Origin of the sequence: Bacillus sp. CCB-MMP212 (assembly GCF_022748145.1) — a bacterium.
GTDB lineage: Bacteria > Bacillota > Bacilli > Bacillales > Bacillaceae_G > Bacillus_A > Bacillus_A cereus.
On sequence record NZ_JALDQE010000006.1, the window covers coordinates 66,762 to 82,288 of the forward strand.

Genomic DNA, 15,527 nt, shown 5'->3' on the forward strand with positions numbered 1-15,527 from the left:
CCTATAAGTATTAACATACGTAATTGAGGTGTTTTCTTTGTTGTTTTATGACCGGATTTCTATAATGGCCCCTCCTGTTCCGTAGCTAAGGAAAGTCTTTTTATTTCTGGGATTTTCAAAGTTATAGGAGGGTATGAAAAATGAAAAAAGTCTCAGTACCATCACTTTTGTTAATGATTGTTCTTGTCGCATTTCCGCAAATTAGTGAAACGATTTACACACCGTCTTTACCGGACATTTCAAAGGCGTTACATGTAAGTAATAATGAGGTGCAGTTAACGCTTAGTGTGTATTTTGCTGGATTTGCTTTAGGTGTATTTTTTATTGGATGGCTATCAGATATAATTGGCCGTCGCCCAGCAATGTTATTTGGAATTGTAATATATGGCGCTGGGAGTTTCTTATGCTATATTGCAAATTCCATTGAAGTTTTATTGGTAAGTCGTTTTATTCAAGCGTTTGGAGCAAGTGCAGGATCCGTGGTTACACAAACGATTCTTCGGGAAAGTGTAGAAGGGCATAAGCGGCATGTTATGTTTGCTCAAATCTCGGCAGTCATTGCTTTTACACCAGCGATAGGACCGTTAATTGGGGGCTTTCTTGATCAAATGTTTGGTTTTAAAATAGTATTTTTAAGTTTAGTAGTTATGAGTGTCGGAATTTTTCTGTATACGTTTGTTTCTCTTCCCGAAACAAAGACGGGATCAGTAACGAATAAAATAAATGTGTTTTCAGTCTTGAAGAGGCTAATTACAAATCCGAAAGTAGTAACATATGGGCTATTAATTGGAGGAGCAAATGGTGTTTTATTTAGCTATTATGCAGAAGCGCCGTTTATCTTTATTGAATACTTTCAATTATCGCCTAGTATGTATGGATTTCTAGGAATTGTTGTTGCGTCTGCTTCTATTATTGGGGCGAAAGTTTCAAAACGATTGCTTGCCACGTATAGACCAGAGAAAATTATATATATTGGTTGTCTTGTAATGACAGTGGGAGCTATCCTTTTAACTGTTATTACAGCATTGGGATCAAACCAAAACATAATATATATGATTGGATTTTTAATAGCGATGTTTATATTGCTATTAGGAATTGGAGTAGCGTTACCTAATTGTTTAAGTTTAGCGTTAGTAGATTTTCAAGATGTCATTGGTACAGCTGGAGCGTTGTTTAGCTTAGGATACTATGTAATTGTAACGATGACAATTTGGGGAATGAGTCAATTGCATACGGGCTCGTTACTGGTGATGCCACTTTATTTTCTAGTTATTGTAGTTATAATGGCAGTGTTTACTAGGATATTTATCTTTGGTAAGCAAACTTCGAAATCGATTTAAATATGAAATTGTAAAAGAGTCTCATTTTTTAATGAGACTCTTTTATATTTTGGCTGGGGTAAAGAAGTTAGTAGTTTATTAATATATTAAATTTCTCATTGGTATATAAATCGAATGTGTGGGAAATTACGTTATCAACTATAAAGGTTGAAGTATTTGACATATGAAACCGAGGAAGAAATGCTCTCCTCTGTTATTTATATTGTAATAATATACATGCCGGAATCATATTGAATAGATGTATTTTATTGTTAATTTAGTTAAAAATTAATCAGACTTATGTATAATAATTTATTGAAAAAATAATTGAATTTTTCAGATTAATGAATTAATATAAGGTAAGTAATTTTAAGATTTATAGAATATTGGAAGATGAAAGGTTTTGAGAATTTTATTAGGAGCGCAAAACGATTTTAGGATAGCTTTAAAGCTAGTGTAAAATGACGTTTGCTTCATCATTTTCAGGGCCGAAAGGAATTAGGGGAAAGCATCTTGTTTTAAATGCGGCTATGAATCATCTAAGAGGGGGAAGTGAAGTGGCAAACAAAGAATTGAAAAGAGGTTTAGAAGCACGTCATATTCAAATGATTGCTTTAGGCGGAACGATTGGTGTTGGTTTGTTTATGGGGTCAGCCAGCACAATTAAATGGACAGGTCCGTCAGTAATGCTTGCTTATGCAATTGCAGGTATTTTCATCTTCTTCATCATGCGTGCCATGGGAGAAATGTTGTATATGGAGCCAAGTACAGGCTCATTTGCGACGTTCGGTCATAAGTATATTCATCCGCTAGCTGGTTATATGACAGCTTGGAGTAACTGGTTCCAGTGGGTTATTGTTGGGATGTCAGAAATTATCGCGGTTGGAGCGTATATGCAATATTGGTTCCCGGACTTACCAGCTTGGATACCAGGTATAATCGCAATGGTCATTCTTGGCGCAGCTAACTTAATTTCTGTTAAGTCATTTGGTGAATTTGAATTTTGGTTTGCGATGATTAAAATCGTTACGATTCTATTAATGATTATTGCGGGATTTGGTCTTATTTTCTTTGGAATTGGTAACGGTGGAGAAGCGATTGGCATATCTAATCTTTGGTCAAATGGCGGTTTCTTTACAGGTGGTTTTTCAGGATTCTTCTTTGCATTATCACTTGTAGTTGGAGCGTATCAAGGTGTGGAATTAATCGGAATTACTGCTGGCGAAGCGAAAAATCCGAAGAAGACACTTACAAGAGCGATTCAAAGTACAATTTGGCGTATTTTAATATTCTATATTGGTGCTATTTTTGTTATTGTAACTGTATATCCGTGGGATCAATTAAGTACAATTGGTAGCCCGTTCGTAGCGACTTTTGCGAAAGTTGGTATTACGGCAGCAGCTGGACTTATTAACTTCGTTGTAATTACAGCGGCAATGTCTGGTTGTAATAGTGGTATTTATAGTGCTGGACGTATGCTTTATACGTTAGGTGTAAATGGACAAGCACCGAAATATTTCACGAAACTTTCTGGAAATGGTGTACCTTTATTCGGTACAGTTGGCGTAATTATCGGTCTGGCGGTTGGTGTTGTTTTAAGTTACATCGCACCGAAAAATTTATTCGTATATGTATATAGCGCGAGTGTACTCCCTGGTATGGTACCATGGTTTGTCATTTTAATTAGTCAAATTAATTTTAGAAAAGAAAAGGGAGCAGAGATGAAAGATCATCCGTTCAAAATGCCATTTGCTCCTGTAACAAACTATTTAACAATTGCCTTTTTAATTATGGTATTAATCGGTATGTGGTTTAACGACGATACGCGCATTTCACTAGTTGTAGGTATTGTTTTCTTAGCTATCGTTACAATTAGTTTCTATGCTTTCGGAATAGGGAAGCGAGCTCCGTTAGACGTTCAAAATAATAAAGAGATTTCAAGTAAATAAAGAAAAGGCTGTTCATCTGGAACAGCCTTTTCTTATTGTTGCTATTTGTCGATAAATCGATATACCTTGACGAATCGTTGATATAATTTGATTTGTGATAGATATATTTGAAAAATCGTTGATATATTGTACGTTATGATAGATATATTCGAAAAATCGTTAATATAATTTTACATACTATCTGTCACTATCATGATTAAAATTTCTCTAATACGATTTTTCCAATGGTGTGCCCGCTTTCAAGTAGTGCATGTGCTTTCTTTAAGTTTTCAGCGTTAATCGGTGTTAATGTTTCATTTTTATGTAAGCTGTACTGATAGTCTAGAAGGAGTTTATTTCTAAAAAGAAGAATTTTTTACTGTATTACTTTATCCAAAACTAAATGTAAAGGTGGATACATAATGACAGTAAAGAAACTTTATTTCATCCCAGCAGGTCGTTGTATGTTAGATCATTCTTCTGTTAATAGTACACTCGCGCCGGGGAATTTATTGAACTTACCTGTATGGTGTTATCTTTTGGAGACAGAAGAGGGGCCTATTTTAGTAGATACAGGTATGCCAGAAAGTGCAGTTAATAATGAAGGGCTTTTTAACGGTACATTTGTTGAAGGACAGATTTTACCGAAAATGACTGAAGAAGATAGAATCGTGAATATATTAAAGCGTGTAGGGTATGAGCCGGACGACCTTTTATATATTATTAGTTCTCACTTACATTTTGATCATGCAGGAGGAAACGGTGCTTTTACAAATACACCGATTATTGTGCAACGAACGGAATATGAGGCAGCACTTCATAGAGAAGAATATATGAAAGAATGTATATTACCGCATTTGAACTATAAAATTATTGAAGGGGATTATGAAGTGGTACCAGGTGTTCAATTATTGTATACGCCAGGTCATTCTCCAGGCCATCAGTCGCTATTAATTGAGACAGAAAAATCCGGTCCTGTATTATTAACGATTGATGCATCTTATACGAAAGAAAATTTTGAAGATGAAGTGCCGTTCGCGGGATTTGATTCGGAATTAGCTTTATCTTCAATTAAACGTTTAAAAGAAGTTGTGATGAAAGAGAAGCCAATTATTTTCTTTGGTCATGATATAGAACAGGAAAAGGGATGTAAAGTGTTCCCTGAATATATATAATGCAAAAAGTCATGAGCTTACGTGCTCATGACTTTTTCGTTTAAAAAATTTTTTTAAATAAATTATAAACTTTTTTTGAACTATCTTCGTTTAACTGATAGTACGTAAGGTTTACATCATCAGGAGTATCTTGCTGAGCAATCATCACTTCGCTGCTGTGATGATCAACTACCCATATGAAATATTTTTTATAAGTTCCATCCTCGAAAGTAATCCACATATCACAATCTATTAAGTCTGATCCTTCTTCATCTAATGTTAATTTACCTTTTTTTGCGGTATTCATACTGTTAATAAACGTTTTTAATTCATCTGTTTTTGTGAGAAAGATATCCTGTTTTGTTTTAATTGATTCTACATGTATATCTTTTATTTCCTGTTTTCCTAAAAAAACAGGGGGCTCATTTGGATCTCGCGAGCTTGAAATAATAGTAGCTTTCTTTTTCGGTTTATTTGCAGTATAGAGATCTTGAATAGATTTTCCCGAGTTTATAAACCATGCAATTCCAGAAATAATTAATATGCTACCTAGCAATAAAATAATTTTTTTAATAGGATTTTCTCCTCTCTATTACTTCGTGTGAAGAGCTTTTCTATTAATATATGATAGGTAAGCGTAAAGTATTATAGTTGAACTTGGTTATGCTTCACAGTTTTTATCGGGCGATCTATGAGTAAATTGTAAGTGAGCCCAATTAATACGAAAATGCCACCGATAACTTTACCAATTGAGAGTTCATTTGTCAGGAAGAAATCAATAATAGTCCCCGCAAATAATTGTCCGATAAAGATGAGTAATGTTAAATAAAAGGCTGATATTTTAGGAGTAATATAGTTGGATAATGAAATAACGATAACTCCTACTAATCCGCCTAAGTATACGGCGATAGGAATAGATTGCAACTTATGAATAGGGATATACAATGAATCTGAACTGAAAATTAAAAATAACATAGAGAAAAATAATCCAGTAATATAATTGAAAAACGTGCCTTCCCAGTTTCCAATTTCCTTTGCTAAATTCGCGTTAATAATTCTAGCAACAACGATAGAAACACCAGCTAAAATAGCGATCGTAATATATAACATTTTCTTGCCCCCATTAATAAATTGTCATGATTATAATTCCAGAAGAGATGAAACATAATCCAACTAGTTTTTTCTTTTCAAACTTTGCAACTTTCATTCCTAATAAACCGAAATGATCAATAACGATGGAAGCAATGGATTGACCGAGTAAACTTAATGCGATCGTAATAGAGGCACCAAGGACGGAGAAACTTATATTGTTAAAAAGAACAGTGAATACTCCAATCGCTCCAGCGCTATATAAAAAAAGTGAAATACCTTTATCGAAATGAATTTTATGTTTGTTTAAGATTAAAACGAAAATAACTGCAATTAAACCGACAAGGTGAATGACAACACTGGCTGTATACTTCCCAATTAACTCGGATAAAATTCCATTCAATGGAAGCATAACGGCGATGAGCACACCAATAAAGACAGAAAGAAAGTTATACAATGTAATATCCCCTTTATATTTCATATTTGTAATGACTGTATCATGCTGAAATTGTGTATTGTTATGACATATGTCATAGTGGAAGAAGAAAATTTTGATTACAATGGGGATGAGTTGTAAAGGTGGGGGACTATGAAGAAAATATGTAACTCAATTAAATTGGCAGAGTATATAAAGCAAAATAACATTGATTCATTTTTTACTAATAATATGAAACCATATATGGAGCTTATATTTTTTAAGAAGAATGAGTTTATTTGTAGAGAAAATGAAGAGATAGATTATTTATATTTCTTTGTTGAAGGAAAAGCGAAAGCGTTTAACACATTAAGTAACGGAAAATCGGTATTATTATGTTTTTACGATAGTTTGCAGTTACTTGGAGATGTGGAGTTAATTCATTCTCAAAGAATCACTTCAAACGTACAAGTGATGGCAGATTCGTATTGTGTGGGGTTACCTTTAGGAAAAGTGAGAAATAAGCTATTTCATGATGCGAAATTTTTAAGATGTATTTGCGGATCATTAGCACATAAATTAAACCGACTTTCCAAAAACAGTACAATTAATTTATTGTATCCACTTGAAAATAGACTAGCGAGTTACATGTTAGCAGCAGGGGAACGAGCAGTTCAGCATGAAAATAGAATTGTATTTAGTGGGAATTTAACGGAAACAGCGGAATTGTTAGGAACGAGCTATCGGCATTTGTTGCGCACATTAAATGTTTTTTGTGATAAAGAGATAATAAAGAAGAATGATGGTTGTTTTGAAGTAGTAAACGTGGAAGTTTTGAGAGAATTGGCAGCAGATGTTTATAAATAGGAGGAGAGTATAAATGATAACACCTATATTTAGAATTTTTGATATTGAAAAAGCAAAACTATTTTACTTAGGTTTTTTAGGATTTAAACTGGATTGGGAACATCGGTATGAGGAAAATATGCCATTATATTTGCAAATTTCGTTACAGGATGCTGTGATACATTTATCAGAACATCATGGTGATGCCTCACCAGGTGGTGCGATTCGGATCAAAATAGATGATGTAAAGGATTATCATTCTGTAGTATTAAGTAAAGAATATGCTTATTCGAAGCCGAATATAGAAAAAACACCTTGGGGTACAATTGAATTAACTGTAATTGATCCGTTTTCAAATAGAATTACACTATACGAGGAAAAATTGTAGAAATGGAATGAAGAGTAGTTCAAAGAGCAGTGAACTGCTCTTTTTTATTTTGAGTAGATATTGAATCATATAAAAAGAAAATGTTATGATTACGGAAACGTATGAATATATGAACAAGTATTCATACGTTTAAGAAGAGGAGGGATTAGAATGAAAGATCTAATTATTATTGGGGCGGGTCAAGCTGGATTAACAATGGGATATTACTTGAAGCAAAAAGGGTATAATTTTTTATTACTTGAGGCAGGAAAACGAGTTGGTGATTCATGGAGAAATCGATATGATTCTTTGCAGCTTTTTACCCCAAGGTCTTACAGTAGCTTGCCGGGTATGGCGTTAATAGGTGAAAAAAATGAATTTCCATATAAAGATGAAATTGCAACTTATTTAGAAGAATATGCAAGACATTTTCAATTACCGGTACAATTGCAAACGGAAGTTATAAAAATAAGAAAGGAGGAAGAAATATTTGAATTGCACACTCCTACAGAAATTTTACAATCGAAAAAAGTTATTATCGCATCAGGTGGTTTTCAGCAACCGTACATCCCCTCATTTTCACAACATCTTTCATCGCATGTTTATCAAATACATTCATCACAATATAAATCACCATCACAAATTCCTAAGGGAAAAGTACTAGTAGTAGGTGGAGGGAATTCGGGAATGCAAATTGTAGTAGAACTTGCAAAGACTCATGAAGTTACAATGTCTATTAGTCATCCTTTAACGTATTTACCGTTACATCTTTTTAGAAAAAGTATTTTCAATTGGTTAGAAGAATTGGGTTTATTGTACGCCGAAGTAAATACAAAGAGGGGGAAATGGTTTCAAAAGAGAAAGGATCCTATTTTTGGATTTGAAGGTAAGGAACTCATTCGTAATGGAGCAATACAACTACAGGAAAAAGTAGTAAGTGCATCAGAAAATAAAATTATGTTTCAGAACGGTGAAACATATAGTGCAGAAAGCGTTATATGGTCAACTGGTTTTGTTCAAAATTATAATTGGATTGAAATTGAACAAGCAGTGAATGAGAAAGGATTTCCTAATCATATAAAGGGAATAAGTCCAGTAAAAGGATTGTATTATATCGGATTGCCGTGGCAGTCTCAAAGGGGTTCTGCACTTATTTGTGGTGTAGGAAAGGATGCAGCATATTTGCTTTCTGAAATCAAAAAAATAGATCAGTAGCAGCGACTACTGATCATCCATATGTACATGAATTAGGAGAGGTCAAACATTTATTAACTTTATTATAATTGATTTTCATAAGAATAAAAACTGAAAATTCTAATTTTATGTTGAGAAAGTTTTTTGTATCGAAATATATGAAAGAATAGGGGGTTTTTAGTAAAAGGAAATATGATATTTATATTTTACTAAAGTGTGATATAGTCAATATAGGATTTATTTCCTTAAATTGGTTTTTGTAGTCATTACATTTTTAAAGCAGAAAGGAGAAGTAATTATGAAGTTTGATGATCAACGCTTACTAGGAGTCCGATTAGGTTCTGTACTTGTGACAGAGGAAAATCAATATTTAGTAATTAAGAAGAAAGATCATTATGCACTGTTAAATATACATAATTTAGAATGCACTCATGTTGAAGTGCAGTTAGAACATTTGGAAGAAATGTTGCGGGAAGATTTCCAAGAAAGTATAACGGAGATTATCGCACCAGAACATATAAAAATTGTTGCGAAAAATGTTATATAGATAAAGAAGCTGGAAGGAACAGCTTTTTTATTTTCATTATAAGGGTAACGTTTTTACAACCTCACCAATGATCCCTTCCATTTGATGAACACCTAAATCGGAATTGGTCATAATAACAGCACCATTCCCGCAGTATGGATAACAAACCATCATACATTGAAATCCAACGCCCCATCCGAGTGAATAAATCTGTAATTCTTCATTAGAATCATCTAGAAAAACACCTAATCCAGTCCATTTTGAGCAACCTTGAGGAGAAATCATGTCTATTACTAATTTTTGAGAAAGTTTTAGTTTGCCCTTTCCTTGTAAGGAATGAATGATTTCAATAACTAAAGCTGATAAGTCAGTTGGTGTTGTCCAAATACCTGAAGCAGCTGCGAATGGATAAAATGGATACTTCTCATTTGTTACAGTTCTATCTTTATTATGTCCGCAAGCAAAAACATCGGTTTTATCTATGTCTTTTGGAGAAAAAAGTGTACTATTTTTCATTTGTAATGGCTGGAAGATGTGTTCTTCTAATAACTGACTAAATGATCTTCCTGTAATATCTTCTAGTAGTAGTTCGATTATACAAAAGTTTGCGTCTGAGTAGTGAAATTCACTTTCTGGTTTATAAGTTACCTCTATAGGTACGGGGCAATATAGTGTTTTACCGGAAAGGAGCTCAGACATATTAGGTAAGCCTTTTGCAGGTGTATAATGTTCAAAACTATTAGGTGGATCAATGAGTCCAGATTGATGGCTTAATAAGTTTCTCAAAGTGATGCTTTTTTGTGAAGTAAATAGATTAGTAGGAATGTTCCAAGATGTGAGTTTATCATTTACGTCTTCGTCTAAATGCAAGATTTCTTGATCTGATAACATTAGTACGAGCATTGTAGTGATGAATTTGCTGATAGAACAAGAATTAAAGAGAGAATTTGTAGTAACAGCTCTAGTTGTTCCAGCTTCAAGTGTTCCAAAGGCAGTCGCTTCATCTAGTTTGCCATTACATATAACAGCGAGGCTTAAACCTGCAACGGAATATTGGTTCATTTTCTCGTATATATTGCTACTTTTTAAGTTCATGGTGACTCCTTTCTTTAAAGACAGAGTAGTATTTTTATTATACAGTAGTAAAAAAAAGAAAACACTTCGTCATTCACCAATGAAGTGTTTTCTTTTTTAGTTAGTTTGAAGTGAACTTTTGAAAAAATTTGTCTCGGTACATGTACATAACCCATGAGATTGTTATTAAAGAAATGATGATTTGTTTGTTTTTAATTGGTGCATTGAAAACAAGCCAACCAACTATATCAAATAACAAATGTAGCACGATTGAAAGAACTACAAATTGAAGTAACGTATTTAAAAATCTTTTCATAAAGTGTCCCCCTAAAATAATAGGTTTTATTAACAGTTTGATATAGTGATATTATACATTAAATGTTTAATGTGGTAAAATTTACATAAGTTAGTGGGATAAAGCAAATGAAAGTTAGTAAGGGGGAACATTCATGGAATTCTGGATGGTTATACTGATAGTAGCCTTTGGTTTCATTTATATCGCTGAAAAATTAACTACAATTGAAAAGAAAAATGATGCGCGTTTAAAGAGAATTGAAGATAGATTACAATTAATTACGAAAGAAATGGGAATTATAGAAAGAGAACCTGAAATTAATAAAGAACTACGCCAGCTTGTAGAAGAAGGCAAAAAAATTACAGCAGTTAAGAGAGTAAGAGAAGCTTTTGGTTTTTCCTTACTAGAAGCGAAGCAATATGTTGATAAATTATAAAAAAGATCATCCATTTGGGTGATCTTTTTTACTGCACCATGCGTGTATTTACATAAGCCGCGATTATAAAGTGTCCAATTAGAGTGATAGGAATAACGATTGTGACATTAGGCGTAGTGAAGACACTACCGATTGTCGCAATGACACCAGCAATTAAATTATAAAGACCTACTATTTTTGATAGTTTCACTTTATCAGGCACGCGGCGTTCGTTGAATCCTGATAAGAGCCAAGTGTACTGCTTTACTCCAATGAAATAAGCTAGTGCAAATGAAAGGATTGCCACTATGAATAATGATGGGGAAGCGAAGAGAGTCATTGCAAACACCTCCGTTAATGGGCTATAAATAAATTATAGTCCGAATGTTATAATTTAACAAAATATAATTTTAGTTTTAAGTGTAATAGAAAAATGGAGTATTGGTAATGAGGGGAGATTAAGTATGAATATTGTGGAGTTTCAGAGGTATGTATCAAATTTCAGTAAAGAAAAAGGATTTCAAGATACAACAATTGAAGAGCGTACGATATATACGATGGCGGAATTAGGTGAATTAGCGGAAGTCATATTAAAGCGTGATACAATACAAGATGCGAAAAGAGAAATCGGTTTAGAAATGTTTGATGTAATTTGGAATGTATGTGATTTAGCAAATAAATTAAATATTGATTTAGAGAAGGCGTTTGAAGAAAAAATGAAAATTAATAAAAAGCGCGAATGGTAAGTAGAATTTTAATTTGTAAAGATGGGTGATATGAATGAAAAAGAAGCTTATTATAGGAGGAATCTTTACTTTAATTAGTGTAATAAGTGTTGTCGTTTACTTAGTTTTTCAAGGCATATTCATTCCGAATCAAATAAGTGCTGATAAGTATGAAATAAAAGGTGTAGATGTCGCATCGTATCAAGGGGATATAGATTGGAGAGAGTTGGAAAAGCAAAATATGAAGTTTGCGTTTATAAAGGCGACTGAAGGAAGTTCGTTTGTGGATGAGTACTTTTCGAAAAATTGGAGGAATGCGAATAAGACAGATATGCGCATCGGAGCGTATCATTTTTTTAGTTTCGATAGTAAGGGTAAAACACAAGCAGAGCAATTTATACGAACTGTTCCAAAATATAAACAAGCACTGCCACCCGTGATTGATGTTGAGTTTTACGCTAACAAAAAAGATAATTCGCCTAAGCGTGAAGATGTTACGAAAGAGTTGGCGGTCATGATTGAAATGCTAGAAAAACATTACGATAAGAAAGTAATATTGTATGCAACGCAAGAGGCGTATGATTTATATATAAAGGATGCGTATCCAAAATGTAATATATGGATTCGTAGTGTTCTTACAAACCCGAGTTTATCTGATGAGAGAAAATGGACGTTTTGGCAATACACGAACCGCGGGAGATTAAGCGGTTATAATGGAAAAGAAAAGTATATTGATTTGAATGTATTTTATGGGAATGAGGAAGAGTTTGAGAATTATGGAATGAAAGATTAAGTTTTAAAGCGTACAAAATTTTGTACGCTTTTTTGTTAATTACATAAAAGTATGCAAATGAAGATGGAACAAACATTTGAGATAAATTGTCTAATATAGGTAATAACTATTTAGCTTGAAAGAAAGGGTTGATAACATGAAAAAGAATACGTTGTTAAAAGTAGGATTATGTGTAGGTTTACTAGGAACAATTCAATTTGTTAGCACAATTTCTTCTGTACAAGCATCACAAAAGGTAGAGAAAACAGTAATAAAAAATGAGACGGGAACCATTTCAATATCTCAGTTAAACAAGAATGTATGGGTTCATACGGAGTTAGGTTATTTTAATGGAGAAGCAGTTCCTTCGAACGGTCTAGTTCTTAATACTGCTAAAGGACTAGTGCTTGTTGATTCTTCTTGGGATAACAAATTAACGAAGGAACTAATAGAAATGGTAGAAAAGAAATTTCAGAAGCGCATAACGGATGTCATTATTACACATGCGCACGCTGATCGAATTGGCGGAATAAAAACGTTGAAAGAAAGAGGAATTAAAGCGCATAGTACAGCATTAACCGCAGAACTAGCAAAGAACAGTGGATATGAAGAGCCGCTTGGAGATTTACAAATAATTACGAGTTTGAAGTTTGGCAATACAAAAGTAGAAACGTTCTATCCAGGGAAAGGACATACAGAAGATAATATTGTTGTTTGGTTGCCACAATATCAAATTTTAGCTGGAGGCTGTTTAGTAAAATCTGCGGAAGCTAAAGGTTTAGGAAATGTTGCGGATGCGTATGTAAATGAATGGTCTACATCGATTGAGAATGTGCTGAAGCGATATGGAAATATAAATTCGGTAGTACCTGGTCATGGAGAAGTAGGAGACAAGGGATTACTTTTACATACATTGGATTTATTAAAATAAGAAATTGTAGAAATACAAAAGAAAGGAGAAATAATTTTCTCCTTTCTTTCTTCTAACTATATTTAAATGCTGAATCTGTCGATTACGTCAGCATATATTACTGAGATTTTAATTCCAAGTATACAAATACTAGTACTGTCATAATTGCAATAACAACGTAAGTAGCATCAAGCATTATAAGTGTTTTTAAAGTTTCAGTCATCGTAATTCACCCCTGTTATAAAAATATAACATGATCTTTTTATTGATTAGATTAGAGATCATAAAGATAAAATGTATATGAAATTTCTTAAGTAGCTTCTATATAAATATATCATATAAATAATGTAAGTAATGTTAAGATAGTGTAAATGTATTGTAAATAAAGAGGTTTACAATGAAGGCTTTAATAAAAAAATGATAGTTCCTTAAAATAAAAAATACGCTATTTTCATATGAGATGAATTGCAATTATTTGTATAAGGGATTCAAAAAAATTTTTTTGTTGTATATATTTCTCCAAATTAATTATTTAGCTATTTAAAAGTATCGAAAGATGTGTGCACACTAATGTATATTTTTGGGATGTCAATAAAAGTATTATGTCAACAATATGAACTGTCACAAATCTTTATATATTATTGTGATTGATATCACATCACTTTTTTTCAATGGGTATTATGCTTAAGGTGTAATGAATGATTGGGAGAGGGTGGGATGATATGTTTTGTTATCAATGTGAACAAACGCCAACAGGCGGATGTAAAGTAATGGGTGTTTGTGGCAAGAATGAAACGATTGCGAGTCTACAAGATACGATTGTGTTTGGGCTAAAAGGAATTGCAGCTTATCGCACACATGCTGCTCAGCTAGGGTATACGGATGGATTTGTAGATGCTACAACACAAGAAGCTTTATATATGACATTAACAAATTCTAATTTTAACGAACAAGAGCATATTGATATGGCTATGAAAGTGGGGAAATCAGCTTTACGGGTGATGGAATTATTAGATGAGGCACATACGAATCATTTTGGTGTGCCAGAACCTGTACAAATTACACAAAATCGTGTAGAAGGTAAAGCAATTGTAGTTACGGGCCATAATTTATTTGCATTAGAAGAACTATTAAAGCAAACAGAAGGAAAAGACATTAATATTTATACGCATTCTGAAATGCTACCAGCACACGGATACCCGCAACTGAAAAAATATAAACATTTAAAAGGAAACATCGGTAAGGCATGGTATGATCAAAGACGCCTTTTTGAAAAATTTACTGGTGCCATATTAGCTACAACGAACTGTGTTATGCCAATTAAAGGATCATACTCTGATCGATTCTTTTCATATGACATTGCAGGTTTAGAGGGTGTACAAAAAATTGAAAATGATGATTTTACACCATTGATTCAAAAAGCACTAGAACTTTCAGAAGTACATATGGAGTCGGATGAACAGTTAGTAACAGGGTTTCATCATAATACAGTATTATCATTAGCTCCGGAAATTATTAATGCAGTAAAAGAGGGGAAGATAAAGCGTTTCTTTGTTATCGCCGGTTGTGATGCACCGGGAAAAGGCGGAGAATATTATCGTGAATTAGCAACGTTACTTCCGCCAGAAACAGTTATTTTAACAACTTCTTGCGGGAAATTCCGCTTTAATGATGTGGATTACGGTGTTGTACCTGGTACCGAGATTCCGCGCTACATCGACTTAGGACAATGTAATAATTCCATTTCTACAGTGAAAATAGCAGCTGCATTAGCTGATGCTTTCCAATGTGAAGTGAATGAATTGCCAGTAAGTATTGTGCTATCATGGTTTGAACAAAAAGCGGTTGCCATTTTACTCGGGCTATTTAGTCTTGGAATTCAAGATATTCGCATCGGTCCAAAGGCTCCTGAATTTATTTCACCTGGCGTGCTTGATGTATTACAAGAAACATTTGGTTTAAAACTAATTACAAATGCAGCAGAAGACATGGCTATGATGTTATCGTAACGGAAAAGATGTTTTCACTTAATTGTGGCTTTATAAATCATTTGTATGTGTGTGAGTAAACGCACATACAAATGATTATTAATAAAGAAAATCGCTATATCTATAAAATTTATAGAGCTTTTAAAGTATAACACCACATGCCCATCACCTTAAGATTTTAAGTATCCCCAAAACGAAATTTCTACATGAATATCTATAATTTTACCTCTTTTTCATTTGATTTGAAAATAAGCTTTCTATTTTTAAAAACCAACGATACCACCTCAAATTATAGGAATAAAATCCATTCATTTATTAGGAAAATGGATTGAAAATAATAAGGTAGACTAAAAAGTAAAATATTATTTATGATAATCATTCTTTTATAAAATTTAAACTGGAAATAGCCCTACTCATTTTGATTGCGCATTTTCAAAATGGAGGGGCTTTTTTTACTGTAAAATCAATAACTGCATCTTATTTTTGTTGAAAAAATTCTCATTCTTATTT

Annotated in this window: 18 protein-coding genes; 12 read left to right on the plus strand and 6 right to left on the minus strand. The window is 33.2% G+C overall.

The window, feature by feature from the left end:
- Nucleotides 1-140 precede the first annotated feature (140 nt).
- The 3 genes from MRP26_RS17790 to aiiA all read left to right on the plus strand — a co-directional run bounded on the left by MRP26_RS17790 (nucleotide 141) and on the right by aiiA (nucleotide 4,422).
- Nucleotides 141-1,340: a multidrug effflux MFS transporter gene (locus MRP26_RS17790; RefSeq protein ID WP_182813184.1), complete on the plus strand. Its 1,200-nt coding sequence runs from the start codon at nucleotides 141-143 to the stop codon at nucleotides 1,338-1,340.
- Nucleotides 1,341-1,876: 536 nt separating this feature from the next.
- Entirely contained in the window at nucleotides 1,877-3,268 is a 1,392-nt protein-coding gene (locus MRP26_RS17795; protein ID WP_140155582.1) for an amino acid permease, read from the plus strand.
- Nucleotides 3,269-3,669: 401 nt separating this feature from the next.
- On the plus strand, nucleotides 3,670-4,422 hold the full coding sequence (aiiA, locus tag MRP26_RS17800) for a quorum-quenching N-acyl homoserine lactonase AiiA (RefSeq protein ID WP_000216591.1): 753 nt from the start codon (nucleotides 3,670-3,672) through the stop codon (nucleotides 4,420-4,422).
- Between the two features lie 40 nt (nucleotides 4,423-4,462).
- Here aiiA and MRP26_RS17805 read toward each other — a convergent pair whose 3' ends face one another.
- The 3 genes from MRP26_RS17805 to MRP26_RS17815 all read right to left on the minus strand — a co-directional run bounded on the left by MRP26_RS17805 (nucleotide 4,463) and on the right by MRP26_RS17815 (nucleotide 5,971).
- Nucleotides 4,463-4,957, minus strand: a complete 495-nt coding sequence (locus tag MRP26_RS17805; RefSeq protein WP_000901530.1) for a hypothetical protein — start codon at nucleotides 4,955-4,957, stop codon at nucleotides 4,463-4,465.
- Nucleotides 4,958-5,046: 89 nt separating this feature from the next.
- Nucleotides 5,047-5,511, minus strand: coding sequence for a DMT family transporter (locus MRP26_RS17810; protein WP_000965811.1), 465 nt, complete (start codon nucleotides 5,509-5,511; stop codon nucleotides 5,047-5,049).
- A gap of 13 nt (nucleotides 5,512-5,524) precedes the next feature.
- Nucleotides 5,525-5,971, minus strand: coding sequence for a DMT family transporter (locus MRP26_RS17815; RefSeq protein WP_140155581.1), 447 nt, complete (start codon nucleotides 5,969-5,971; stop codon nucleotides 5,525-5,527).
- A 108-nt stretch (nucleotides 5,972-6,079) separates the two neighbouring features.
- Between MRP26_RS17815 and MRP26_RS17820 the strand changes: the two genes are divergently transcribed.
- The 4 genes from MRP26_RS17820 to MRP26_RS17835 all read left to right on the plus strand — a co-directional run bounded on the left by MRP26_RS17820 (nucleotide 6,080) and on the right by MRP26_RS17835 (nucleotide 8,859).
- Nucleotides 6,080-6,772, plus strand: a complete 693-nt coding sequence (locus MRP26_RS17820; RefSeq protein WP_000717647.1) for a cyclic nucleotide-binding domain-containing protein — start codon at nucleotides 6,080-6,082, stop codon at nucleotides 6,770-6,772.
- A gap of 13 nt (nucleotides 6,773-6,785) precedes the next feature.
- Nucleotides 6,786-7,139: a glyoxalase superfamily protein gene (locus MRP26_RS17825; protein WP_000632406.1), complete on the plus strand. Its 354-nt coding sequence runs from the start codon at nucleotides 6,786-6,788 to the stop codon at nucleotides 7,137-7,139.
- Nucleotides 7,140-7,289: 150 nt separating this feature from the next.
- Entirely contained in the window at nucleotides 7,290-8,333 is a 1,044-nt protein-coding gene (locus tag MRP26_RS17830) for a flavin-containing monooxygenase (RefSeq protein ID WP_242806498.1), read from the plus strand.
- 277 nt (nucleotides 8,334-8,610) lie between these two features.
- A complete protein-coding gene (locus MRP26_RS17835; RefSeq protein ID WP_000666948.1) occupies nucleotides 8,611-8,859 on the plus strand; it encodes a hypothetical protein in 249 nt (82 codons plus the stop codon).
- Between the two features lie 36 nt (nucleotides 8,860-8,895).
- Here the strand turns inward: MRP26_RS17835 and MRP26_RS17840 are convergent, their stop codons facing one another.
- Both MRP26_RS17840 and MRP26_RS17845 read right to left on the minus strand, forming a co-directional pair.
- Complete coding sequence (locus MRP26_RS17840) at nucleotides 8,896-9,933, minus strand: serine hydrolase domain-containing protein (RefSeq protein ID WP_001050187.1); 1,038 nt, start codon at nucleotides 9,931-9,933, stop codon at nucleotides 8,896-8,898.
- 100 nt (nucleotides 9,934-10,033) lie between these two features.
- The gene (locus MRP26_RS17845) at nucleotides 10,034-10,228 is read right to left on the minus strand and encodes a hypothetical protein (RefSeq protein ID WP_000819660.1); all 195 of its coding nucleotides are present in this window, start codon (nucleotides 10,226-10,228) and stop codon (nucleotides 10,034-10,036) included.
- A 133-nt stretch (nucleotides 10,229-10,361) separates the two neighbouring features.
- Here MRP26_RS17845 and MRP26_RS17850 point away from each other — a divergent pair, with 133 nt between their 5' ends.
- Entirely contained in the window at nucleotides 10,362-10,643 is a 282-nt protein-coding gene (locus MRP26_RS17850; RefSeq protein WP_000397721.1) for a hypothetical protein, read from the plus strand.
- Between the two features lie 28 nt (nucleotides 10,644-10,671).
- Here the strand turns inward: MRP26_RS17850 and MRP26_RS17855 are convergent, their stop codons facing one another.
- On the minus strand, nucleotides 10,672-10,962 hold the full coding sequence (locus MRP26_RS17855; protein ID WP_071731224.1) for a DUF3784 domain-containing protein: 291 nt from the start codon (nucleotides 10,960-10,962) through the stop codon (nucleotides 10,672-10,674).
- 124 nt (nucleotides 10,963-11,086) lie between these two features.
- On the opposite strand from MRP26_RS17855, the gene MRP26_RS17860 reads away from it, so the two are divergent.
- From MRP26_RS17860 to hcp, 4 genes are all read left to right on the plus strand, one after another.
- Nucleotides 11,087-11,368, plus strand: coding sequence for a MazG nucleotide pyrophosphohydrolase domain-containing protein (locus MRP26_RS17860; RefSeq protein WP_071731223.1), 282 nt, complete (start codon nucleotides 11,087-11,089; stop codon nucleotides 11,366-11,368).
- 34 nt (nucleotides 11,369-11,402) lie between these two features.
- The gene (locus MRP26_RS17865; protein ID WP_197241927.1) at nucleotides 11,403-12,140 is read left to right on the plus strand and encodes a glycoside hydrolase family 25 protein; all 738 of its coding nucleotides are present in this window, start codon (nucleotides 11,403-11,405) and stop codon (nucleotides 12,138-12,140) included.
- 136 nt (nucleotides 12,141-12,276) lie between these two features.
- Entirely contained in the window at nucleotides 12,277-13,050 is a 774-nt protein-coding gene (gene bla2, locus MRP26_RS17870) for a BcII family subclass B1 metallo-beta-lactamase (protein WP_197241925.1), read from the plus strand.
- A 701-nt stretch (nucleotides 13,051-13,751) separates the two neighbouring features.
- Nucleotides 13,752-15,038: a hydroxylamine reductase gene (hcp, locus tag MRP26_RS17875; RefSeq protein ID WP_242806500.1), complete on the plus strand. Its 1,287-nt coding sequence runs from the start codon at nucleotides 13,752-13,754 to the stop codon at nucleotides 15,036-15,038.
- Nucleotides 15,039-15,527: the final 489 nt, after the last annotated feature.

Coding starts and splice junctions, on each gene's coding strand:
- MRP26_RS17790 (WP_182813184.1), top strand. CDS start 141: ATGAAAAAAGTCTCAGTACCATCACTTTTGTTAATGATTGTTCTTGTC.
- aiiA (WP_000216591.1), top strand. CDS start 3,670: ATGACAGTAAAGAAACTTTATTTCATCCCAGCAGGTCGTTGTATGTTA.
- MRP26_RS17810 (WP_000965811.1), bottom strand. CDS start 5,511: ATGTTATATATTACGATCGCTATTTTAGCTGGTGTTTCTATCGTTGTT.
- MRP26_RS17815 (WP_140155581.1), bottom strand. CDS start 5,971: ATGAAATATAAAGGGGATATTACATTGTATAACTTTCTTTCTGTCTTT.
- MRP26_RS17820 (WP_000717647.1), top strand. CDS start 6,080: ATGAAGAAAATATGTAACTCAATTAAATTGGCAGAGTATATAAAGCAA.
- MRP26_RS17825 (WP_000632406.1), top strand. CDS start 6,786: ATGATAACACCTATATTTAGAATTTTTGATATTGAAAAAGCAAAACTA.
- MRP26_RS17830 (WP_242806498.1), top strand. CDS start 7,290: ATGAAAGATCTAATTATTATTGGGGCGGGTCAAGCTGGATTAACAATG.
- MRP26_RS17835 (WP_000666948.1), top strand. CDS start 8,611: ATGAAGTTTGATGATCAACGCTTACTAGGAGTCCGATTAGGTTCTGTA.
- MRP26_RS17840 (WP_001050187.1), bottom strand. CDS start 9,933: ATGAACTTAAAAAGTAGCAATATATACGAGAAAATGAACCAATATTCC.
- MRP26_RS17845 (WP_000819660.1), bottom strand. CDS start 10,228: ATGAAAAGATTTTTAAATACGTTACTTCAATTTGTAGTTCTTTCAATC.
- MRP26_RS17850 (WP_000397721.1), top strand. CDS start 10,362: ATGGAATTCTGGATGGTTATACTGATAGTAGCCTTTGGTTTCATTTAT.
- MRP26_RS17855 (WP_071731224.1), bottom strand. CDS start 10,962: ATGACTCTCTTCGCTTCCCCATCATTATTCATAGTGGCAATCCTTTCA.
- MRP26_RS17860 (WP_071731223.1), top strand. CDS start 11,087: ATGAATATTGTGGAGTTTCAGAGGTATGTATCAAATTTCAGTAAAGAA.
- MRP26_RS17865 (WP_197241927.1), top strand. CDS start 11,403: ATGAAAAAGAAGCTTATTATAGGAGGAATCTTTACTTTAATTAGTGTA.
- bla2 (WP_197241925.1), top strand. CDS start 12,277: ATGAAAAAGAATACGTTGTTAAAAGTAGGATTATGTGTAGGTTTACTA.
- hcp (WP_242806500.1), top strand. CDS start 13,752: ATGTTTTGTTATCAATGTGAACAAACGCCAACAGGCGGATGTAAAGTA.